The sequence below is a fragment of the Actinorhabdospora filicis genome (assembly GCF_030269765.1).
GTDB classification, from domain to species: Bacteria; Actinomycetota; Actinomycetes; order Mycobacteriales; family Micromonosporaceae; genus Actinorhabdospora; species Actinorhabdospora filicis.
Genome location: NZ_BSTX01000001.1, coordinates 2,049,858 through 2,069,666 on the forward strand (window position 1 = coordinate 2,049,858; position 19,809 = coordinate 2,069,666).

20 protein-coding genes are annotated in these 19,809 nt (G+C 71.9%); 12 read left to right on the plus strand and 8 right to left on the minus strand.

The window, feature by feature from the left end:
• The first annotated feature begins 127 nt into the window (after positions 1-127).
• Positions 128-733 carry a hypothetical protein gene (locus tag QSK10_RS09585; protein ID WP_285662268.1) on the plus strand — a complete coding sequence of 202 codons (606 nt, stop codon included), beginning with the start codon at positions 128-130 and terminating at the stop codon, positions 731-733.
• Here the strand turns inward: QSK10_RS09585 and QSK10_RS09590 are convergent.
• Complete coding sequence (locus QSK10_RS09590) at positions 730-1,374, minus strand: response regulator transcription factor (RefSeq protein ID WP_285662269.1); 645 nt, start codon at positions 1,372-1,374, stop codon at positions 730-732. The two genes, QSK10_RS09585 and QSK10_RS09590, sit on opposite strands and share 4 nt — an antisense overlap.
• Before the next feature lie 83 nt (positions 1,375-1,457).
• Between QSK10_RS09590 and QSK10_RS09595 the strand changes: the two genes are divergently transcribed.
• Both QSK10_RS09595 and QSK10_RS09600 read left to right on the plus strand, forming a co-directional pair.
• Complete coding sequence (locus QSK10_RS09595) at positions 1,458-2,423, plus strand: LysR family transcriptional regulator (RefSeq protein WP_285662270.1); 966 nt, start codon at positions 1,458-1,460, stop codon at positions 2,421-2,423.
• Between the two features lie 303 nt (positions 2,424-2,726).
• Complete coding sequence (locus QSK10_RS09600; protein WP_285662271.1) at positions 2,727-5,012, plus strand: M9 family metallopeptidase; 2,286 nt, start codon at positions 2,727-2,729, stop codon at positions 5,010-5,012.
• Between the two features lie 8 nt (positions 5,013-5,020).
• On the opposite strand, the gene QSK10_RS09605 is transcribed toward QSK10_RS09600, so the two are convergent.
• Positions 5,021-6,841: an ATP-binding protein gene (locus QSK10_RS09605; RefSeq protein WP_285662272.1), complete on the minus strand. Its 1,821-nt coding sequence runs from the start codon at positions 6,839-6,841 to the stop codon at positions 5,021-5,023.
• A 211-nt stretch (positions 6,842-7,052) separates the two neighbouring features.
• Between QSK10_RS09605 and QSK10_RS09610 the strand changes: the two genes are divergently transcribed.
• On the plus strand, positions 7,053-7,976 hold the full coding sequence (locus QSK10_RS09610; RefSeq protein WP_285662273.1) for a lytic transglycosylase domain-containing protein: 924 nt from the start codon (positions 7,053-7,055) through the stop codon (positions 7,974-7,976).
• Between the two features lie 63 nt (positions 7,977-8,039).
• Here the strand turns inward: QSK10_RS09610 and QSK10_RS09615 are convergent, their stop codons facing one another.
• Positions 8,040-8,279 (minus strand): DUF3073 domain-containing protein, encoded by a 240-nt coding sequence (locus QSK10_RS09615; RefSeq protein WP_285662274.1) that lies wholly within the window; start codon positions 8,277-8,279, stop codon positions 8,040-8,042.
• Positions 8,280-8,609: 330 nt separating this feature from the next.
• Here QSK10_RS09615 and QSK10_RS09620 point away from each other — a divergent pair, with 330 nt between their 5' ends.
• From QSK10_RS09620 to QSK10_RS09630, 3 genes are all read left to right on the plus strand, one after another.
• The gene (locus QSK10_RS09620; protein WP_285662275.1) at positions 8,610-9,098 is read left to right on the plus strand and encodes a GNAT family N-acetyltransferase; all 489 of its coding nucleotides are present in this window, start codon (positions 8,610-8,612) and stop codon (positions 9,096-9,098) included.
• Positions 9,095-9,448, plus strand: coding sequence for a winged helix-turn-helix transcriptional regulator (locus QSK10_RS09625; RefSeq protein ID WP_285662276.1), 354 nt, complete (start codon positions 9,095-9,097; stop codon positions 9,446-9,448). The genes QSK10_RS09620 and QSK10_RS09625 overlap by 4 nt, the downstream gene beginning before the upstream one ends.
• A 108-nt stretch (positions 9,449-9,556) precedes the next feature.
• A complete protein-coding gene (locus QSK10_RS09630; protein ID WP_285662277.1) occupies positions 9,557-10,453 on the plus strand; it encodes an NAD-dependent epimerase/dehydratase family protein in 897 nt (298 codons plus the stop codon).
• 396 nt (positions 10,454-10,849) lie between these two features.
• On the opposite strand, the gene QSK10_RS09635 is transcribed toward QSK10_RS09630, so the two are convergent.
• The gene (locus QSK10_RS09635) at positions 10,850-11,926 is read right to left on the minus strand and encodes a Glu/Leu/Phe/Val family dehydrogenase (RefSeq protein ID WP_285662278.1); all 1,077 of its coding nucleotides are present in this window, start codon (positions 11,924-11,926) and stop codon (positions 10,850-10,852) included.
• Positions 11,927-12,282: 356 nt separating this feature from the next.
• On the opposite strand from QSK10_RS09635, the gene QSK10_RS09640 reads away from it, so the two are divergent.
• The 3 genes from QSK10_RS09640 (at position 12,283) to QSK10_RS09650 (ending at position 15,036) form a co-directional block, all read left to right on the plus strand.
• Positions 12,283-12,495 carry a BldC family transcriptional regulator gene (locus tag QSK10_RS09640; protein ID WP_285662279.1) on the plus strand — a complete coding sequence of 71 codons (213 nt, stop codon included), beginning with the start codon at positions 12,283-12,285 and terminating at the stop codon, positions 12,493-12,495.
• 395 nt (positions 12,496-12,890) lie between these two features.
• Positions 12,891-13,472, plus strand: coding sequence for a hypothetical protein (locus QSK10_RS09645; RefSeq protein ID WP_285662280.1), 582 nt, complete (start codon positions 12,891-12,893; stop codon positions 13,470-13,472).
• A gap of 19 nt (positions 13,473-13,491) precedes the next feature.
• The gene (locus tag QSK10_RS09650; protein ID WP_285662281.1) at positions 13,492-15,036 is read left to right on the plus strand and encodes a PrsW family intramembrane metalloprotease; all 1,545 of its coding nucleotides are present in this window, start codon (positions 13,492-13,494) and stop codon (positions 15,034-15,036) included.
• On the opposite strand, the gene QSK10_RS09655 is transcribed toward QSK10_RS09650, so the two are convergent.
• Positions 15,033-15,674, minus strand: a complete 642-nt coding sequence (locus QSK10_RS09655) for a LysE family translocator (RefSeq protein ID WP_285662282.1) — start codon at positions 15,672-15,674, stop codon at positions 15,033-15,035. The two genes, QSK10_RS09650 and QSK10_RS09655, sit on opposite strands and share 4 nt — an antisense overlap.
• Before the next feature lie 36 nt (positions 15,675-15,710).
• Here QSK10_RS09655 and QSK10_RS09660 point away from each other — a divergent pair, with 36 nt between their 5' ends.
• On the plus strand, positions 15,711-16,100 hold the full coding sequence (locus QSK10_RS09660) for a VOC family protein (protein ID WP_285662283.1): 390 nt from the start codon (positions 15,711-15,713) through the stop codon (positions 16,098-16,100).
• Here QSK10_RS09660 and QSK10_RS09665 read toward each other — a convergent pair.
• The gene (locus tag QSK10_RS09665; RefSeq protein WP_285662284.1) at positions 16,095-16,331 is read right to left on the minus strand and encodes a hypothetical protein; all 237 of its coding nucleotides are present in this window, start codon (positions 16,329-16,331) and stop codon (positions 16,095-16,097) included. The genes QSK10_RS09660 and QSK10_RS09665 overlap by 6 nt on opposite strands.
• 216 nt (positions 16,332-16,547) lie before the next feature.
• Between QSK10_RS09665 and QSK10_RS09670 the strand changes: the two genes are divergently transcribed.
• Entirely contained in the window at positions 16,548-17,171 is a 624-nt protein-coding gene (locus tag QSK10_RS09670) for a hypothetical protein (RefSeq protein WP_285662285.1), read from the plus strand.
• A 412-nt stretch (positions 17,172-17,583) separates the two neighbouring features.
• Here the strand turns inward: QSK10_RS09670 and QSK10_RS09675 are convergent, their stop codons facing one another.
• The gene (locus QSK10_RS09675) at positions 17,584-18,390 is read right to left on the minus strand and encodes an LppU/SCO3897 family protein (RefSeq protein WP_285662286.1); all 807 of its coding nucleotides are present in this window, start codon (positions 18,388-18,390) and stop codon (positions 17,584-17,586) included.
• Between the two features lie 165 nt (positions 18,391-18,555).
• Positions 18,556-19,749 (minus strand): UvrD-helicase domain-containing protein, encoded by a 1,194-nt coding sequence (locus tag QSK10_RS09680; protein ID WP_285662287.1) that lies wholly within the window; start codon positions 19,747-19,749, stop codon positions 18,556-18,558.
• Between the last annotated feature and the right edge of the window lie 60 nt (positions 19,750-19,809).

The following is a 19,809-nucleotide window of genomic DNA, read 5'->3' on the forward strand; positions in this document are numbered from 1 at the left end:
CCCAGCTGTCCCGGTTCACCGAGGCTCTGCGCTACCCCGAAATCGTCGGCGCGGACTCCTGGATCTCGCCCGGCGCGTGGCCCCCTAAAGACGACCACCCCACCATATTCCCGGACCCGGGTGTCTCATGAATCGTGCACGCGTCCTCATCATCGCCGCCGCGCTGGCCGTGGCCGCCACCGCGATCTACCTCTACAAGACCCGGACCGTTGAGTCCGCTCCCAGCGTCACGATTCCCACGCCGCCCGGCCGCGACGGCCTGTCGGGCCGGATCTTCCAATGCGACGAGATGACCGCGGCGACGGTGACCGCGTACCTCCCCGACGCCAAGCGAGCCGATCAGCTCCTGTGTGTCTGGGAGGGCCACGACGCCGACGGACGAGAGGTGAAGGTCGGGATCAGCCACGACAATCTCGCCATTCAAGGCGGTCGCGACGGCGGCCGGTCGTGGCGCGACTCCCTCGACGTGACGATGAGCAGCGTCAACGGCTGCACGGCGCCGCCCGGGGGAAGGCGGGTGACCGAGGTCGAGGTCACCGCTCCCGGCTTCGCGTACAAGGGCGGTTGCCTGACGGAGATCGCCGGCCGCAACTTGATCATCGCTGTGGCGACCGATGAGTACGCACTCTCCGTCACTGTCAGCGTGCCTTCCGATGACGACCGTCCCAAGCAGGAGCTCGCCGACATGGCCGCCACCGTCCTCGGCGACGCCGCCGCGTCCCTCGCCGCCTAACCCGGCACCCTCACCGCCACCCCCCTCCCCCGGTGCGTGTGCAGGTAATGCGGCCTCCCCGCCGTCTCCCCGAGCTTCGCTCTCAGGCGCGACAGGATCACGTCGACCGATCCGCCGTCGCTCAGGGCGGTGCGGGGCACGATCGCGCCGGGGCGGGCCAGCAGCCGTGCCAGCAGGTCGAACTCGGCCCGGGTCAGCCGCAATGGCCTGCCGTGCAAGGTCGCCGTGCGGGTGGCGAGGTCGGCGGTGAGGTGGCCGGCGATCAGGGGACGCGGTCGCGCTCGGCGGAGGACGGCGCCCAGGAGGGCGTGCAGGGCGGCCGGGGAGCAGGGTTTCGGCAGCAGCGCGTCGGCGGCCGTGGCGACGGCGGGGGACGGTGGGGCGGCGGTGATGGCGAGGACGGGGCGGCCGGATCCGTGGCGGAGCATGGCGATGAGGGCGGGGGCGTCCACATCGGAGGATGCCGGGTCGATGATGATGGCGTCGGGTTTGGGGTTGGCGCGGCGGACCAGGTCGGCCAGGACGCCACCGGCGGCGGCCACGGGGCGGGACTGGACGAGGTGCCCGTACTGGCCGGTGAGGGCGGCGGCCAGGCGGCGGCGGGCGCGGGTGTCGTCGTCGAGGATGACCAGGTTCCACATGATCGGTCCCCTTCTGGAGAGGTGGGGGCAGCCTCGCACGCACGAACGCGCGGGGGTCATAGATCCGGCTATAACCTGGGCTGATGGATCTGGAGTTGCGGCACCTGCGGGCGGTGTGCGCGATCGCCGACGCCGGGAGTCTCACCAAGGCGGCGGCGCGGCTGGGCGTGTCGCAACCGGCGCTGTCGGCGCAGCTGCGGCGGGTCGAGCGGGTCCTCGGCGGTGAGCTGTTCGACCGGGGACGCGGTGGCGCGTGGCCGACGACGCTGGGCGTGCGGACGCTGGAGCGGGTGCGGCCGCTGCTGGCCGAGTTCGACGCCTTCCTGGGCGGCGCGGGGCGGGACGCGGGGTCCGGGCCGCGGTCGCTGCGGATGGGCTCGGCGCACATGGAGTGCGTGGGCACGATGATCGCGCTGGTGCGCGGTTCGCTGTCCGATGTGGACTTCCGTTTGCAGGTCGAGCCCTCCGCGCTGACGCTGACGCAGGGGCTGGAGCACGACCGGCTGGACCTGGCGGTGATCGGCTCGGTCGACGATCACGAGCCGCCGGTGCCGCCGGGGGTGATCCGGCGGGTGCTGGTGCCGCGGGTTCCGGTGCTGCTGGCCATTTCGGGACGGCACCGGCTGGCCGCGCGCGATGAGATCGACCTGGCCGAGCTGGCCGGCGAGGACTGGATCTGCCCGCCGGGGCCGGACGACGGATCGCTGTCCTCGCTGCGGGACGCCTGCCGCCGCGCGGGTTTCGAGCCGCGCGTGAGCTACCAGGTCCCCAGCGGCGGCGGACGGCAGCTCATCGAGAGCGGGCAGGCGGTGGAGCTGGTCGAGCCGACCTCGATCGGGCTGGGCGGGCTGATCGTCAAGCGCCTCAAGGGCGATCCGATGGGGATGCGCATCAGCCTCGCCTGGCGGGCGGGCCGGTTGTCGCCGGACGAGGCCGACGTGGTCTACCGAGCGATCGCCGAGGCGTACACGATCCACGCGCGGGGGAACCCGGTGTTCGCGGCGTGGTGGGCGGCGCATCCGGAGGTGCACCCGTACGCGGGGACGTGACACCGCGAGCCTCCACAAAGGACACCGGCACGGCCTCGATGCGCACTCCCGGAGGCCGTGAGGGTTGCCTCCCGCCCTCCGTTTTAAGGAACCGGCAAGGTGCCCGGCCCGGCGGCTGAACCGCGGGTTAAGGCCCGTTGAGTGGACGGTGACGCGCGGCATACGCTCCAGTCCCCTTGATCCGGCCCGGCAGCCGGCTCGGGGGTGCAATGTCACACGCTATCAACCGGTGCGACCGGCCATAAAGGACGGTCGCCACCCCGCCATTTCCGGTTCATCGCACCATCCCCTGGGAGCACGCACATGTCCTTCGCAAGCAGCATGATCAAACGATCGTCCCTTTTAGGCGGTCTGGTACCGGTACTCGCCCTGTCGGCGGGTCTGCTGTCCGCCCCGGCCTACGCCGATCCGGCTGAGCCCGCCCCGGCCGCCGCGCCGGTTACGGCCGGTGAGTCCGACCACGTCCAGAAGGGACGGACGGACCTCGGCGAGCGCGCGCCGTTCCCGGCGTCCACCGCCGAACTGCGCCGCGACTACGACGACCCGAACAGCGCGGCGGCCGAACCCGCGCGGCCCTCGGCGGCCACGGGACGCTCGCTGGCCGCCGCGTCCTGCACCCCCGGCGACTTCGCCGGGCGCAGCGGCAGCGCGCTGGTCACGTTCATCAAGGCGTCCACGACGTCGTGCATCAACACGTTGTTCAACCTGACCGGGACCAACGCCAACGGCGCGTTCCGCGAGGCGCAGATGGTCACCGTGGCCAACGCGCTGGCGAGCAACGCCTCGGCCTACCCGGGCGACAACTCCACCGCCACCGAGCAGCTGGTGCTGTACCTGCGCGCCGGTTACTACGTCCAGTGGTACTACCCGTCCGATGTCGGCACCTACGGCGCGAGCCTGAAGTCGGCGATCCAGACCGCGCTGGACCGCTTCTTCGCCGACGCCGACAGCTCCAAGGTGACCGACGCCAACGGCGAGATCCTCTCCGAGACGGTGACGCTCATCGATTCCGCGCAGGAGAACGCGCGCTACATCTACGTGGTGAAGCGCCTGCTGACCGCCTACAACGCGTCCTATGACCAGTACTGGTGGATGGTCAACGCGGTCAATAACGTGTACACCGTCCTGTTCCGGGGACATCAGGTGCCCGCGTTCGTGACCGCAGTGCAGAGCGACACCAGCCTGCTGTCGACGCTGCGCCAGTTCGCCGCCGACCACGTCTCCCTCCTGGGCGGCGACAACGCGTTCCTCACCTCCAACGCCGGACGCGAGCTCGGCCGGTTCCTTCAGCACACGGCCCTCCAGGCGACGGCGCGGCCGCTGGTGAAGGACCTCCTCGGGCGCAGCTCCATCACCGGCACCACCGCCCCGCTGTGGGTGGGCGTCGCGGAGATGACCGACTCCTACGACAAGAGCAACTGCTCCTACTACGGCACCTGCGACCTGGCCAACCGGCTGTCGGCCGCCGCGCTGCCCATCTCCTACACGTGCAGCGCCAGCATCAAGATCCGGGCGCAGCAGATGACCTCGGGCGAGCTGGCCTGGGCGTGCAACAGCCTCACCGGGCAGGACGCCTACTTCCACTCCGTGGTGCGCGACGCCGGCCCGGTGGCCAACGACCGCAACACCACCATCGAGGTGAACGTCTTCGACTCCAGCGCCGACTACCAGACCTACGCCGGCGCGATCTTCGGGATCGACACCAACAACGGCGGCATGTACCTGGAGGGCGACCCGTCGGTGGCGGGCAACCAGCCGCGCTTCATCGCCTACGAGGCGGAGTGGCTGCGCCCGGAGTTCGCCATCTGGAACCTGAACCACGAGTACACCCACTACCTCGACGGCCGCTTCGACATGTTCGGCGACTTCGGCGCCGGGATGACCACGCCGACGGTGTGGTGGGTCGAGGGCTTCGCCGAGTACATCTCCTATTCCTACCGCAACATGACCTATGACGCGGCGATCACCGAGGCGGCTAAGAAGACCTACACGCTGTCCACGCTGTTCGACACCACCTACGACAACTCCGACTCGACCCGGATCTACCGCTGGGGCTACCTGGCCGTCCGGTTCATGCTCCAGAGCCACCGCGCCGACATGGACAAGGTGCTCGGGTACTACCGCGCCGGGCAGTGGAGCACCGCCCGCACGTACCTGACCTCCACCGTCGGGACCCGCTACAACGCCGAGTTCTCCACCTGGCTGGGCGCCTGCGGCGCCGGTAACTGCGGCGGCGGTGGCACCACGCCCACGCTGCCCGAGTGCACCGGCTCCGACACCCGGGCCCTGGACAAGGAGTGCGCCCGCAGCAACATCGCGGTCGGCGCCGGGGACCAGAAGTACTTCTACATCTACCTCCCGGCCGGCGTGAGCTCGCTGGAGATCACCTCGACCGGCGGCACCGGCGAGTGCGACCTCTACTACAACGCGAACTCGTGGGCGACCGCCTCGTCCTACACGCAGAAGTCGGCCGGTGCGGGGACCACCGAGAAGATCACGGTCACCAGCCCGGCGAGCGGCTACCGCTACATCAGCCTGGTCGGCGGCACCGGCGGCTGCTCGGGGGTGAGCGTGGGCACGAAGTACTAGCGGGACCTTCATGAGGGGGTGAGCGGCGCGGTCTCCTGGGGACCGCGCCGCTCACGTGCCCACAGCCGGGGCCGGTGGGCGTGGCAGTGCCGCATCCACCGGGCCCGGAACGCCGATAAGGGCGCCGGATCGGTCTCGGGGGTTAAACCGCTCATGGCGCACAATTGCGGCCCGCCGGGGCGGACCGTGAAGTCGTGCGCGGCCAGGTGCGGCGGAGGCGGCAGATCGGCCCCGGTGGCCGGGGCCTGGCCGCCGGTACACGGTGGCTCGTCGCCGCCCCGGGACGAGGCGTAGGCGCGCACGGGGTCCGACAGCCGGTACAGCGCGGTGGTGCCGGTGTAGCGGACGTCGACGAGCGAGGCGTCCACGAGCGCGGCGAGCGCGTCCAGGACCGAAGGGTCGCGGCGGCCCAGCAGCCGCTCGACGGCGTCGACGTCGACGGGGTCGGGTTTGGCCGCCAGGGCGTGCAGCAGCTCCACCGCGCCGCCGGGCAGGACCTCGTAGGACGCGTCGAGCGCGCGGCTCCACACCCGCTCGGGCCCGTCCAGGACACCCAGGAGATCGGCGTCGAGGCGCTCGGCGAGCGCCGAGGGTGAGACGACCCGCAGGCGCGCGGCGGCCAGTTCCAGCGCCAGCGGCAGCCCGCCCAGGCGGCGCGCGACGGGCGCGACGCCCTCGACGGGGTGGCCGCCGCGGGCTTGGGCGGCCCGGCGTTCCAGCAGGCGCACGGCGTCCCCGTCGGCCATCGCGGGCACCGCCCACACCACCTCGCCGGACAGTCCCAGCGGCGCGCGCGACACCAGCAGGAGCCGCACCTCGCGGCATTCGGCGAGCAGGCGGCGGACGAGTTCGCCGTGCTCGGGCCGGGCGTCGTCGAGGACGAGCAGCGCGCGGCGGTGGCGCAGGGTGTCCAGCGCGGTCTCCAGGGAGGACCGGAACGGGTCGGGACGCACCCCCAGCGCGCGGCAGAGGGAGGCGCCCTCGTCGCCGCTGGCCAGGGCGGCGTACCAGACGCCGCCGTGGAAGTCGCCCGAGGCGCGCTCGGCCATCTCTACCGCCACCCGGGTCTTGCCGACCCCGGAGGGCCCGGTGGCCAGGACGAGCCGGTTGCGGCCGATGAGCCAGCGCAGGTGCCGCACCTCGGCCTCGCGGCCGACGAAGTCGGCGTAGGCGGGCAGGTTGTGGCCGCGCCGGTCCTCTGTCCGCGGCGGCGGGAAGTCGACTTCGAGGTCGGCGACGGTGACCTGGAGCAGCCGCTCGGGGTCGTCGAAGCCGCGCAGCCGGTGCAGGCCGAGGTCCTCGGTCTTGATGTCGGTGGGCAGCCGCCCGGTGCGGCGGGCGGCCTCGTAGGTCGCCTGCGAGCACAGGATCTGGCCGCCGTGGGCGGCGTCGCGGACGCGCGCGGCGCGGTGGACGACGTGGGTGGCGTACTCGCCGCCGCTGGGTATCGCCGGTCCGGTGTGCATGCCGATGCGCAGGCGCGGCATGCACGGCTCGCGCCAGCCCGGGCGGAACGGCCACGGGTGGGCCGCCAGGGCCCGCAGGGTCTCCACGGCGGCCGAGATCGCGGTGGCGGCGTCGGCGAAGGCGACGAAAAAACTGTCGCCCTCGGTCAGGAGTTCAGCCCCGGCGCTGCGGCCCAGGACGGCTCTGAGCAACCGTCTGTGGTCGTGCAACACGGTGCGATATTCATCGCCCAGAGAGTGAGCCATCCGGGTCGAGCCTTCGATGTCGGTGAACAAGAAGGTCACCGTCCCACTCGGCAACTGTGTCTCCACAGTGGACTCCTCCGCCCCTGGCGCAATGTCCGGTGCCCGAACATTACGCATCCCCCCGGCCCGTGCCTTCGCCGCGTCGGCCCCCGTCTCACGGCCCGACCCGGCGCGGCCGAGCGCACAACCCGCAAAACGAGGAGACCCGCCTTCCGGTTGCGACCTGACTTATATACCCGCCCATTTTCGGGGTATTCGTCCCGCTTGATGGACGAAATGGACACGCCGACGGTGGCGGGGAGCGGCGGACATCGGCCATACTTCCGGCGTGCCTGGCAAGCCGATCGACCTTCTCAAGACCATCTGGCGCGCGCTCGATCGTGCGCGGAGGACCGTCTGGCGCGCGACAACCCGCGCGGCGCGAGCGACGTCCGTCTACTTGAAACGCCCCGGGGCGAGGTTCGCGACGCAGGTCGCGGTCACCGTCGCGCTGCTGGGCGCGCTGACGCTGCTGGCGGCCTACGTCGTCCCGAAGGCCGGGACGGCCCTGCCGACCAGCGAGCCCTCGACGGCGTCCAGCCAGGCGCCGGTCGCGCTGCCGCCGGGCGCCGAGGCGATCCCGGGCGCGCCGGGCGTCAAGCCCTCGCAGCCCGGTACGTTCCCCGGCTCGCAGCAGCCGACCACCGACACCGGTGCCTCGGCGAGCCTGGCGAACTGGGCGCAGACGATGGGCACCAAGACCGGGATCCCGGCGCGGGCGGTGCAGGCCTACGGGTACGCCGAGGTGCGCGTGAGCGCGCAGCTGCCCGGCTGCCACCTGTCCTGGACGACCCTCGCCGGCATCGGCGTGGTCGAGTCCAATCACGGGCGCGCGCTGACCCCGGCGGGCAAGACGCAGACGCCGATCATCGGCCCGCCCCTGGACGGCACCGCCGGGAACAAGGCGATCCCGGACACCGACAAGGGCGCGCTGGACGGCGACACCAAATGGGACCGCGCGGTCGGCCCGATGCAGTTCATCCCGACCACGTGGAACACCTGGAAGCAGGACGCCGACGGCGACGGGCAGGCCGATCCGCAGGATCTGGACGACGTCGCGCTGGCCGCCGGCCTGTACCTGTGCGCGGGCGGCCGCGACCTGGCGACGGGCAGGGGCTGGTACGACGCGGTGCTGTCGTACAACCACCTCGACGCCTATGTCGTGAAGGTGTACGGATACGCCGATGACTACGGACGGAAGTCGGCGGCCTGAGTGCCCGGGCGCCCCGGTGAGGGGGCGCCGGTCCTCGGCCGCCGTGGACTTCTTCTCCGGACGTCAGCGCTTACGCGGGAGCCAGTCTTCCTCGCGCGGGTCGCGCTCGTCGGTGTCCTGGCCTACGTCCGCGTACGCGTCGACCTCGACGAACTCATCATCGTCGGTCTCCTCGTACTCGTCGTCCGCCGCACCGTCGGTCCCGAGCTCCTGCTGGAGCGCAGAAAAGTCGGTGTTCGGCGAGTGGTACTTCAGCCGCCTGGCCACCTTGGTCTGTTTGGCCTTAGCTCGGCCGCGCCCCATGGCTCGACCCCCTCGCACACAGTCACGGGGTGCCGCAACGGCGACCCCGGAGAACGTCATCTTCTGTCGTGGCCACTACGGTACAGCGCCGCACCAGAACTTGGCATCTCGACCCACCCCAACTAGGGGGCCGAAAAATGCGACATAATGCAGCATAGTTCCGCAGTACGGGCGCCGTCAACCTCGTGATGCGGTAAGCACCACTCTTTGACGGGGGTCGATACCGCGGCGAAAGCGCCCGCCCTCGGCGGTTCGCCGGGTTCGCCCCCGCGTGAAGATCGCGCGTCCCGGGCGTTTTCACGTTCCCGGCCGCGCGGGGATCATGGACGGATGACCGACATCCGCATCCGGCCCGCCGTGGCGGGCGACGATGACGCGCTGCTCGCCCTCGACACGATCTCGTGGGACTCCTCCTCGGGCTTCCCGTCGTTCCGGGAGAAGCATCGGGAGACCTTCTTCGACGAGCGTACGACTCCCGAGACCATCGTCGTCGCCGAACTCGACGGGGTTGTGACCGGTTACTCACGCCTCGTACCCAAGACGCCGATCCCGGAGAACTCCCACGTCCTGGGGATCTTCGGGCTGGCCGTGCATCCGGACGCGCGCGGCAAGGGCGTCGGCGAGGCCCTCGTCCGCGGCACCATCGAGCGCGCCCGGGAGAAGGGCGCGCACAAGCTGGCGCTGCACGTCTTCTCCGTCAACGACGGCGCCCGCCGCCTGTACGAGCGCTGCGGCTTCCGGGTGGAGGCCGTCCTGCGCGACGAGCTGCTCGTCGACGGCGAGTACGTCGACGACGTGCTCATGGCGGTCTTCCTGTGAGCCGCCGCGAGTACGAGTGCGGGCTGGACGTGGCCGTCGACGTCATCGGCGGCAAGTGGAAGCCGCTGATCCTGTGGGCGCTGCACGTGGAGACCCTGCGCTTCGCCGAGCTGCGGCGGGCGATGCCCGGCATCAGCGAGAAGGTCCTGGCGCAGCACCTGCGGGACATGGAGACCGACGGCCTGGTGCACCGCGAGGTCTACGCCGAGGTGCCCCCTCGCGTGGAGTACTCGCTGACGCCGCTGGGCGAGTCCCTCAACGCCGCGCTGGTCCCGCTGGGGCTGTGGGGGGACGAGCACAAGGACGCGATCGTGGAGCGGCGCTGGGGCGGCGAGGAGACGGCCGCCTAGGCGAGCTCCGTCACTGACACCCATATCGCCCGGATGGAACGATCGTGGGACGGGCCGCCCGGCCCGCGCGCCTCGGATGGAGGCGTCACACCCCACCGGAGAGTCCCGATGTCCCAGCTGCACGTCGTCCTCGGCGCCACCGGCGCGATCGGCTCCGCCGTCGCCGCCGAACTCGGTGCGCGCGGGCACCGCGTCCGCGCGGTGAGCCGCGGCGGACCGGGCGTCCGCGCCGACGTCGGCACCGTCGAGGGCGCCACGGCGGCCTGCGCGGGCGCCGACGTGGTCTACCAGTGCGCGCAGCCCCCGTACGCCCGGTGGGCGGCGGAGTTCCCCGCCTTCACCCGCGCGGTCCTGGCCGGGGTCGCGGCGGCGGGCGCGAAGCTCGTCATGGCCGACAACCTGTACATGTACGGCCCGGTGGACGCACCGCTCACCGAGGACCTCCCCGACGCCGCCACCGGCCCCAAGGGCCGCGTCCGCGCCGAGGTCGCGCGCATGGTCCTGGGCGGCGAGGTCCGGGCGACCCTCGGCCGCGCCTCGGACTACTACGGTCCCGGCGGCCTGAACACCATCCTCGGCCCCAACGTCTTCGCCGCGGCGATCGCGGGCAAGACCGCCCGCTGGGTCGGGCCCCTCGACCAGCCGCACACGGTGTCCTACCTGCCCGACATCGCCGCCGGGCTGGTGACCCTCGGCGAACGCGACGAGGCCGACGGCCGCGCCTGGCACCTGCCGGCCGCCCCGCCGGTGACCGGCCGCGAGTTCCTGCGCGCGGTCTGGGACGCCGCCGGCGGCACCCCGAGGTCGGCCGGGCTCGGCCGGGGCCTCCAGCGCGTCCTGGGGCTGGTCAATCCGGTGGTGCGGGAGCTGGGCGAGACCTGGTACCAGCGCGACCGGCCGTTCACCGTGGACGACTCGGCCTACCGCGCGGCCTTCGGGCCGGCGCGGGTGACCGGGGTGGTCGAGGGGGTGGGAGCGACGGTGGAGTGGTTCCGGGGGAGGTAGGGGCTTGGGGGCGGGCCGACCGGGTCGGGTGGGCTGGGCCGCGTCGCGCGGAGCCGGGTGAGACGCGCTCACCCGGCTTCGGGAGGCCGTCACGCCTGGAAGTTATCCACATCGGGCACGTTATCCACAGGTCGCGCGATGGGCCGTTTGGTGGACCACGCGTGGGGCGGGGTTACGTTCGCCCCAGCGGGGCGGGCTTCGGGCCCCCACCAACAGAGTCGCCAGCAACACCACCGGCAGAGCCGCCGTCACCGTGCCCGGCGAAGCCCCGCCCACCGTCCGGGGTCTCACGCCGCCGGTGCCCCGCCCACCGGCGAACGAGTCCCCGCCCCCAAACCAAAAGCGGCGGCCCGAAGGCCGCCGCCACGAAACTCCCGACCCTGTCGAGAACAGGCCCTAGGGCAGCAGGATCGTCCGCAGGCGCCCGACGTTCGCCATGCGGCGCTCGGCGAGGCGGTCGGCGGCGACGGCCGGGGGGACGCCTTCGGCGTCGGCGAGGCGGAGGATCTCGCCGGTGACGTCGAAGATCTTCGAGGCGCGGCGCTTGGCGCGGTCGAAGCTGAAGCCGTCGATCTCGTCGGCGACCTGGATGACGCCGCCGGCGTTGACCACGTAGTCGGGCGCGTAGAGGATGCCGCGCGAGGCGAGGTCCTTCTCCACACCCGGGTGGGCCAGCTGGTTGTTGGCCGCGCCGCAGACGATGGAGGCGTTCAGCACGGGAACGGTCTCGTCGTTCAGGGCGCCGCCGAGGGCGCAGGGGGCGTACACGTCGATGTCGGACGTGATGAGCGCCTCGGTGGTGTCCAGGAAGTCGACCGAGGCGTGGTTGGCCTTCAGCCAGTCGTGGGCCCGCTCGGACACGTCGGTGGCCACCACGCGGGCGCCCTCTTCGAGGAGGTGCCCGATGAGGTGCTTGCCGACCTTGCCGATGCCCGCCACGCCGACGGTGCGACCGGCCAGGCTCGCGTCGCCCCACTTGTGCTGGGCGGCGGCGCGCATGCCCTGGTAGACGCCGAAGGCGGTCAGGACGGAGGAGTCGCCCGCGCCGCCGTGGTCCTCGCTGCGGCCGGTGACGAAGTTCGTCTCCTTGGCCACCACGTCCATGTCCTCGACGTAGGTGCCGACGTCGCAGGCGGTGATGTAACGGCCGCCGAGGGATTCGACGAAGCGGCCGTAGGCGCGCAGGAGTTCCTCGGACTTGTCGGTCCCCGGGTCGCCCCAGATGACCGCCTTGCCGCCGCCGAGGTCGAGTCCGGCCACGGCGTTCTTGTAGGCCATGCCACGAGAGAGGTCGAGCGCGTCGTGGAGCGCCTCCTCTTCGGTGGCGTAAGGGTAGAAACGGGTACCGCCCAGGGCCGGGCCGAGTGCCGTCGAATAGACGGCGATGATCGCGCGCAGCCCGGAGTGCTTGTCCTGGCAGAAGACCACCTGTTCGTGGCCGCTGAGGTTCTCCGGCGCCGTGAATACGCCCATTACTTCTCCCATAGAAGGATGTCCGGCGCGACGGTCTTCGTGGGACCGCCTCGCGTGCTGGCCGGCAGGGGTGCAGCCGACAGGGGAAAGGCTAACCCTGTACCTTCCTTCCGGCTGGGATGGGATGCCTGGTAGACCGCATGGTGGACGCGGCACCAAGCGATATCAAACCGTTACATTCGGGCGGTACGGGCAGCGGTCCGGAAATTTCCCGAGTTTCTTCGGACCCCTCGGCCCAACCAGTTTCGGCCGTTCGGCCCATGTCGGACATCGGGGACAGGCCGGACGATGGTCTTGCGCCGGTCGGCCGAGTGCGGCGACTGTGTGTGATGACAGACCTGTGGAGGAGTAACACAATGGCATCTCGTACTCACGAGCCCGAGCCGCTGCTGACCCCGGCCGAAGTGGCCACCATGTTCCGTGTCGACCCGAAGACGGTGACGCGGTGGGCCAAGGCGGGCAAGCTCAGCGCGATCCGCACGCTCGGCGGTCACCGCCGCTACCGCGAGTCGGAAGTGCGCGCGCTGCTCCAGGGCCAGATCCCGTCGCAGCGGGAGTCGGTGGACTAGACCCGGCTATCCGACGCGCGCAGCCCGAGCCCGCGCGTCCCGGCAATACCGAGCTTTAAAGAACTTGAGTTCGAAAAGCACCAACAGCTTCATCCCCTCACGACAGCGGCCCACCCGGCAAGGGTGGGTCGCTGTCGTTGTAGTGGGGAACGCGCGCATTCGCCAATGCCCGTCACAATGGCGTGCCGCCATTCGGGCGCCGATCCGCCCGCCGCGTTCTCGCCCGGCCGGTTTCTTCGGCGTGAATCCGGCCGTGTGACCGCGCCGGTCCGTCGATCCAGACGACAGAATGTCCTCAGGAGGACGCACCCGGGCACGCATCGGGCGAAGCCTCCCAGGGCGGTTCACGGACGCAAGGGGGCGTCCGCACGCGTGCGACGGGGAAGGAGCGGTTCATGCACGGCGCTTCCGGCGCGAGTCCGCGCCCGTTCACCGACACCTTCGGCGGACGGCTCACCGGGTCCCTGGCCGTCCTCGGGGTGGTCCTGGCGATAGCCCTGGGGCTGCCCGCGCTGAACCTGATGATCCCGGGCATCGAGGACGTCGGCGGCGCCCGCGTCGAACTCGGCCACGGCGTGTGGTTCACCGCCCCCGAGAACACCAGCCGCGACGTCGGCCACGACCGCCCCAACACCGTCCAGCTCACCGTCGACGACGCCCTGGTCACCGCCACCACGCGCGCCTACCAGCGCTCGGCGCAGGACTTCGCCGAGGCGGTCCGCGAGGAGCTGAAGAGCCGCCCGGGCCTCCAGCTGACCGGCTCGGAGCGTTCCTTCGCCACCGCCGCCGGCGTCCCGGGCGTCCGGCTGGAATTCCATTCGCCCAGCCAGGAGGGATACCTCCTGATTCTGGTCCACAATGGAATCGCGGTGGACGTGACGGTGTCCGGTAACGGCCGGCGGGGCCCGGAGGACGGCACCTACGCGCGCCTGGACGACGCGCTGGCCACCCTCACCTTCGACGAGGCACGACCGTGAGCCGGGACGGGGACGCGACGTGACCGGTGAGACCTACGACGTCCGGCCCACTCCCCCGGACTCCACGCAGTGGTTCGACCCGCGCAACCCCGCGCTGTGGGTGTTCATCGCCCTCGCCCTGCCCGGGCTGTGGCTGCTGAGCGGCTCGGTCCGCATCGCCTTCACCGCCTACCCCTCGGCCGCCACCGCCGCCGCGGTCCTGTTCACCGCTTACACCGTGCCGTTCATCATCGTCCTGCGCCGCCTGGACTACCTGGAGCGCGAACCCCCGGTGCTGACCGCGATGGCCTTCGGCTGGGGCGGCGTGGTGGCGTCCATGGCGGCCGTGGACGGCGGCCACGCCGTGCAGGGGATGCTCGCCAAGCTCGTCTCCCCGACCTTCGCCGCCACGTGGGGGCCCGCCATCGGCCCACCGGCCATCGAGGAGGTCCTCAAGGCCCTCGGCGTGGTCCTGGTGGTGCTGCTGGCCCGCGCGCACGTCAACTCCACCGTCGACGGGTTCGTCTACGGCGCCTTCGTCGGCCTGGGCTTCCAGGTCGTGGAGGACTTCGTGTACGCCGTGGGCGCCACCGCCTGGTCGCGCGGCGGCGACGACATCGCCCCGGTCATCTCCACGTTCATCGTCCGCGGCTTCCTCACCGGCCTGTGGAGCCACACCGTCTTCACCGCCCTCGCCGGAGGCGGCATCGCCTACGCCGTGGTCAACACACGTCTGCCCATGGCCCGCCGCTTCGGCGTGGCCGCCGGGGCCGTGGGCGCCGCCATCGCCGCGCACGCCCTGTGGAACTCACCCCTGCTGCGCGACGGCTTCGGCTTCGGCGGCATCGGCATCGTCGGCGCCCTGTTCATCAAGGGCCTGCCGGTGTTCCTGCTGGTCTGGTTCCTGTTCTCGCGCGCCTACCGCACCGAGGCCGCCTACTACGGCGAGCAGCTCGCCCAGTACGACGGCACGCCCCTGGTCCGCCCCGGCGAGCTCACCGCCCTGCTGTCCTACCGCGAGCGCGAGGCCGCGCGGCGGCACGCGCAGTCCCTCAAGGGCCGCAAGGGGACGCGCGCGGCGCAGGCCGTCCGGCGGCTCCAGCACCTCCAGACGCGCCTGTCGGTGCTGTCCTCGCGCTACCCCGAGTCGCCCAAGTGGGTCCTGGAGACCCTCCAGAACCCGCCCACCCACCAGTGGCTCCAGAGCGAACGCGCGCGCCTGGGCGGCCTGGCCGCCCGCCGCGAGCTGCCCCCGGCGCGGCGGCGCGAGCAGCTGCACCGCGTCGCCGTCCAGCGCTGCGTGGTGGACCTGCTGGCGCAGCGCTCCCGGCTGGAGCACCTGGACCTGCCGGTCGCCGTCGGCACCAACCAGAAGCGCTCGCCGATGGCGCCGTGGGCGCTGGGCCTGGCCGTCCTGGGCGTCCTGGTGCCCGGCGCGGGCGCGTTCGCGATCGTGGCGGCGCTCATGGCCACGCGCGGGCACCTGCCGAGCGACGGGCTGGCCGTGGCGGCCTTCGCGGTGGGCGCGCTGACCACGACGGGGTGGCTGCTGGCCTTCGTCCTGCTGCGGCTGGGCGCGGGCTAAACGCTCCGGGCCGTGGCGGCGACGCGGATGCCGAGGGCGACCAGCACCGAGCCGGTGACGGCGTCGATGACCCGGCGCACCTTCGGGCGGCGCAGGAACGTCCGGAACGCGCCGACCAGGTTGGACACCCCGACGTACCAGACGAGGGTGATCCCCGAGGCGATCGCGCCGAGCAGCACCACCAGGCCCGGGCCCGGGTCGTCGCCGAGGAACTGCGGGACCAGCGCCAGGTAGATCGCGGCGGCCTTCGGGTTGAGGACGTTGCACAGCAGGCCCTGCCGGAACGCCCGCCACACCGGCAGGCGGGGCGCGGCCGCCACCGGGGCGTCCACGGTCTTCTCGCCTCTGCGGGCGGCCTCCCGCAGCGCCTTGACGCCCAGGTACAGCAGGTAGAGGGCGCCGACGCCCTTGACCACGGCGTAGGCGATCGCCGAGGCGGCCAGCAGCGCCGCCAGGCCCGTCGCGGTGGCCACCATCCAGCCGAAGATGCCCACGGAGATGCCCAGGCTGGTCGCCGAGCCCGCCACGCGCCCGGAGACCGCGGCCTGGCGGACCACCATGGCGAAGTCCGGGCCGGGAGAGATGGTGCCGACGGCGATGATCCCGATGAAGGCGAGCAGGTGCGGGGTGGAAATCACTGGCGTCCCCCTTGGACGGTCCGGCAGGATCCGAATATGTCCATACTCCACGATCTGGTGATCGACGCCGCTCACCCCGCGTCGCTGGCCCGGTTCTGGGCCGCGGCGCTGGACGGGTACGAGATCGCGCCCTACGACGACGCCGAGATCGCCCGGCTGGCGGCCAACGGGATCTTCGACATCGAGGACGACCCCTCGGTGCTGCTGGTGCGCGAGGACGGCGGGGAGCCGCGCGTCATCATCCAGCTGGTGCCGGAGGGCAAGGCGGCCAAGAACCGCGTCCACCTCGACCTGCGCTCGGCCGATCACGACGCCGAGCTCGCGCGGCTGGGCGGGCTGGGCGCGCGGGTCCTGGAAGACTACGCGGGCCACACGACGCTGGCCGATCCCGAGGGGAACGAGTTCTGCCTCATCCGCCCCTCATGAGCCGCCGTAGCCCTTGGGGAACGACTCGGTGTAGTGCTCGCACTCGTACTTGAGGATCGCGTAGGCGTAGAAGTCATCGGCGACGTCGCGCGTCCACAGCTGGAAGGTGTGGTCGCCGCCGTCGCTGGTGAGCACGTCGAGGATGCCGCCGGTCAGGCCGCGGCTGAAATGGGCGTAGGTGATCGTGTCGAGGTCGAACTCGACGCCCTGGATGTAGAAGCGCTTGCCCATGGCCGCCTCCCGCGTGTGACCTTCGAGGCTACGCGCGAAACGGACGAACGGACAGTAGCGGTGCGATGTCTCACCTTCAGCGGACATCCACCCTGGTCGCCGTGGGCCGTCCGGGCGGGCGGCTCCGCCGTCCGGGTGGGCCAAATCGGGCCTTAAGGCCCTGAACCCGCATCCCCCGGTTCCATGTCGGGCCCGGGGCCGGTAGGTTGCGGAATCGTGAACCCCGTTCCCGTGAAGATCAAGGTGGGCGCCCTCGTCCTTCTGGGTGGCTGCGCCGTGGTCGCGCTCCTCGCGGGAACCGCGCTCATCCCGTCCAACGCCGCCGCCATCGCCATCGTCGCGCTGGCGCCCCTCATGCCGGTCGCCTTCGCGATGCGCGCGGCGCCCGTCTCCCGCGTCCCCACGGCGGCGGTGCTGCTGATGGCGCTGTGGATGTTCGGGGTGGTCTCGGTGGCGAAGCTGCCGGTCGTGGTCCTCGACCTGGCCGGGGTGCAGATCACCGCCCGCGTCCTGGACTTCGAGGGCACCACCGACGACGCCGGAGCGGGCCCGAACACCTACCGCGTGGTCGACGGCGACGGCCGCGACCTGCCCGGTCACCTCACCGCGAAGTCGGCGATCTCCTACGGCGCCCGCGTCGAGGTCGTCGCCGACCGCTGGTGGCTGATGGACCCGATGGTGCCGAAGGAGCTGCGCCCGGGCAGCGGCTGGAAGTGGCTCGGCGCGATGACCGTGCTCGGCGCGGGCGCGACCGGGACGTGCCTGTGGCTGCTGCGGCGGGCGCGGCCGGAGCGGGAGAACCCCGCGCCGAAGATCCCGGAGGCCGCGCGCGCGGGGTGAGGGCGGGCCGCGCGGCGGGACGTTCGCCGTGACCGCGGACGCCTGAAACGCCCGGGCGGCGCACGTCGCCGCGTCGGCCTCGGGTCTTCGCGCACCGGCGTACCGACGGCGTCTCGGCGAACCCGATACCCCTCGCCACACCGCTCTCCCGGCCACCTGCGACACCGGTACGAGGCCGGCAGACCGGCTCGCGAGAAGCCGTCTCGTACCCACGGACGCCCTCGCCCACCCCCGCCCGGCGGGTGGTCCACTGGAACCGGTGACCGCGCGGCGCATTCGGCTCACGCGGGTTGACGAGCCACCCGCAGCCGGGCCGCCCTCCCACTCGCACCCCCGTCAACGCGAAACGCCGCCGCGTCCAGCGCGACGGCGTTTCCCTTCAGTCGGTGCGAGTCCGGTCCGGTGGAGCCGGTCAGCGGTAGAGCTCGGTGCAGAGCGTGACGTCCAGGCTCGTGCTGATCGGGCTCTGGACCTTGTACCAGAACTCGGTGCGGGTCTGGTCGCACTTCTTCTCGTCGTAGACGCCGTCGAGGCGGTCGAAGACCTTGTAGACCAGGTCGCCCTTCTTACAGGAGGGCATCAGCTCGGCGGTGTAGTTGTTCTCCGAGACCTTGGTCGCCTGGAGGCAGTCGCCGACCTGCGCGTTGACCGGGTCGGTCAGGTCGATCGGGTCGTCGGTGGGGGTCTTCGACGGGGTCGGCGACACCGTCGGCGAGACCACGTTGTTGCCCGGGTTGGCGTTCTTGTTGTCGCCGCCCTGGGACGCGAAGTACCAGATGGCGCCGCCGCCGAGGACCAGCACGACGAGCACGATGATGCCGGCGATCAGCGGGCCGGAGCTGGAGCTCTTCTGCGGGGGCGGCGGGACGGGCGAGTTCCACTGTGGCTGGCCGTACGGCGGAGCCGACGTGGGCCCGTAAGGGGGCGCCGAGGTCGGGCCGTAGGAGGGCGGCGCCGACGTGGGGTTGTACGGGTCGGTGTGGCCGTACGCGGGCGGCTGGGCGTAGGGATCGGCGGGCGGCTGCTGGCCGTAAGGGTCGGCCGGGGGCTGCTGGCCGTAAGGGTCGGCCGGGGGCTGCTGGCCGTACTGGGGCTGCCCGTACTGAGGCTGCTGGGGCTGCTGCGGCTGGCCGTACGGATCCGTCCCACCGTAAGGCTGCTGCTGGCCGTACGGGTCCTGGCCGTAGCCACCACCCGGGGGCGGTCCGTAGTTGGACATGCCGTCTCCTCTTGAGGGGATGCTCTTGTGCACACGGTAACTCGCCCTGACAAGTTTGCCATTAACGACCGTCCATGTTCCCAGCATGGAAGCCTGATCCGGCACACGGCTACAGCCCTATCGGGACGTATTCGAAAAACGCGATAGAGCCTTAGAGGACACTGACTAGAGCAGCCGCGGCTGCTGCATCTGCCGCTCACCACCGGGGACGTGCCCGTACACCCGCACCAGTCCCGTGTCGATCTCGGCCAGCAACGGCGAGACCGGGCCGGTGTGCGTCAGGTACGCCAGGTCCCGCGCCCGCGACAGCGCCACGAACAGCCGCCGCCGGCCGGCCGTGGTCATCGGGACCGACGAGGCGTCCACCCCCGGCACCACCACGACGCGGAACTCGCGCCCCACCGCCTCCCGCAGCGGCAGCGAGGTCGCCCCCGCCACCGGGCGGGCGGCGTCCAGCCACAGCACGCCGATCGCGGCCGCCGGGACGCCCAGGCGGCCCAGCTTCCCGATCAGCTCCTCCATCACGCCCTGCTCCTCGGCCGGATCGGCCGCCGCGTACCGCTGGACCGCGGGCTGCCCCGTGGTCGCCCGGCGGCACGGCTGCAACAGGCGCGAGCGCGCGACCCCCACCGGCGACACCAGGAGCGAGGCCGCCGCCAGGATCGTCTCCAGGCTCCGGTAATTGCGAGTGAGGCGCACCACACGGGTGTCCACGTGCCCCTCGGTGAAGCGCTCCAGCAGCCCGGGACCGTCCTCGCCGAGGGCCTGGTCGGCGTCGCCGGTGACGTAGACGAACTCGCCGTCCAGCCCGCACAGGACCTCGTACTCGGCGGCCGTGTAGTCGTGCAGGTCGTCGGCGAAGACGTGCCGCCACGGCTCGGCGCCGGCCAGCTCGGCCAGCGGGGCGACGGTGACGCCTTCGGCGCGCTCGCCCAGCAGGCGCTCCAGCAGCCCGCGGAACTCGGCGGCGGCGCGCGGGGTCCGGGTGACGGCGACGCACTCGCGTGCGGGCGTGCCCAGGTCGGCGACCAGGTAGGCGAGCCGGTGGGCGAGCGTGTGCGTCTTGCCCGTGCCCGGCCCGGCGCTGATCAGCAGCGGTCCCGGGGAGGCCGAGGCCGCCACGCGCTGCATCATGTCGAGCCGGTCGAGCAGGCCCGTGCCGACCTCCTCCATGCCCGACAGGGGCGGTCCGGGGACGGCCGCGGCGGTCGCCCGCTGCGGTTCCAGGACCGGGTCGGGCAGGGGGACGTACACGTCGGTCGGCTGGGAGCGGCGCGGCGCGGCGCGGCGGCGTCGCGACACCCGTGCGCCCTCCGGGAGGGCGAACAGGCCGTCCGGTTCCTCGGCTCGTGTGTCCACGGTGAAATCCTGCCATTCGCCGCGCGCGGGAGAGGATAAGGTGCGGCTGGCGTAGCCGCG

Coding starts and splice junctions, on each gene's coding strand:
- QSK10_RS09605 (WP_285662272.1), bottom strand. CDS start 6,841: ATGCGTAATGTTCGGGCACCGGACATTGCGCCAGGGGCGGAGGAGTCC.
- QSK10_RS09665 (WP_285662284.1), bottom strand. CDS start 16,331: ATGGGCAAGCGCTTCTACATCCAGGGCGTCGAGTTCGACCTCGACACG.
- QSK10_RS09590 (WP_285662269.1), bottom strand. CDS start 1,374: ATGTGGAACCTGGTCATCCTCGACGACGACACCCGCGCCCGCCGCCGC.
- QSK10_RS09660 (WP_285662283.1), top strand. CDS start 15,711: ATGTCCATACTCCACGATCTGGTGATCGACGCCGCTCACCCCGCGTCG.
- QSK10_RS09635 (WP_285662278.1), bottom strand. CDS start 11,926: ATGGGCGTATTCACGGCGCCGGAGAACCTCAGCGGCCACGAACAGGTG.
- QSK10_RS09615 (WP_285662274.1), bottom strand. CDS start 8,279: ATGGGGCGCGGCCGAGCTAAGGCCAAACAGACCAAGGTGGCCAGGCGG.
- QSK10_RS09675 (WP_285662286.1), bottom strand. CDS start 18,390: ATGTCCAACTACGGACCGCCCCCGGGTGGTGGCTACGGCCAGGACCCG.
- QSK10_RS09640 (WP_285662279.1), top strand. CDS start 12,283: ATGGCATCTCGTACTCACGAGCCCGAGCCGCTGCTGACCCCGGCCGAA.
- QSK10_RS09630 (WP_285662277.1), top strand. CDS start 9,557: ATGTCCCAGCTGCACGTCGTCCTCGGCGCCACCGGCGCGATCGGCTCC.
- QSK10_RS09595 (WP_285662270.1), top strand. CDS start 1,458: ATGGATCTGGAGTTGCGGCACCTGCGGGCGGTGTGCGCGATCGCCGAC.
- QSK10_RS09645 (WP_285662280.1), top strand. CDS start 12,891: ATGCACGGCGCTTCCGGCGCGAGTCCGCGCCCGTTCACCGACACCTTC.
- QSK10_RS09620 (WP_285662275.1), top strand. CDS start 8,610: ATGACCGACATCCGCATCCGGCCCGCCGTGGCGGGCGACGATGACGCG.
- QSK10_RS09600 (WP_285662271.1), top strand. CDS start 2,727: ATGTCCTTCGCAAGCAGCATGATCAAACGATCGTCCCTTTTAGGCGGT.
- QSK10_RS09585 (WP_285662268.1), top strand. CDS start 128: ATGAATCGTGCACGCGTCCTCATCATCGCCGCCGCGCTGGCCGTGGCC.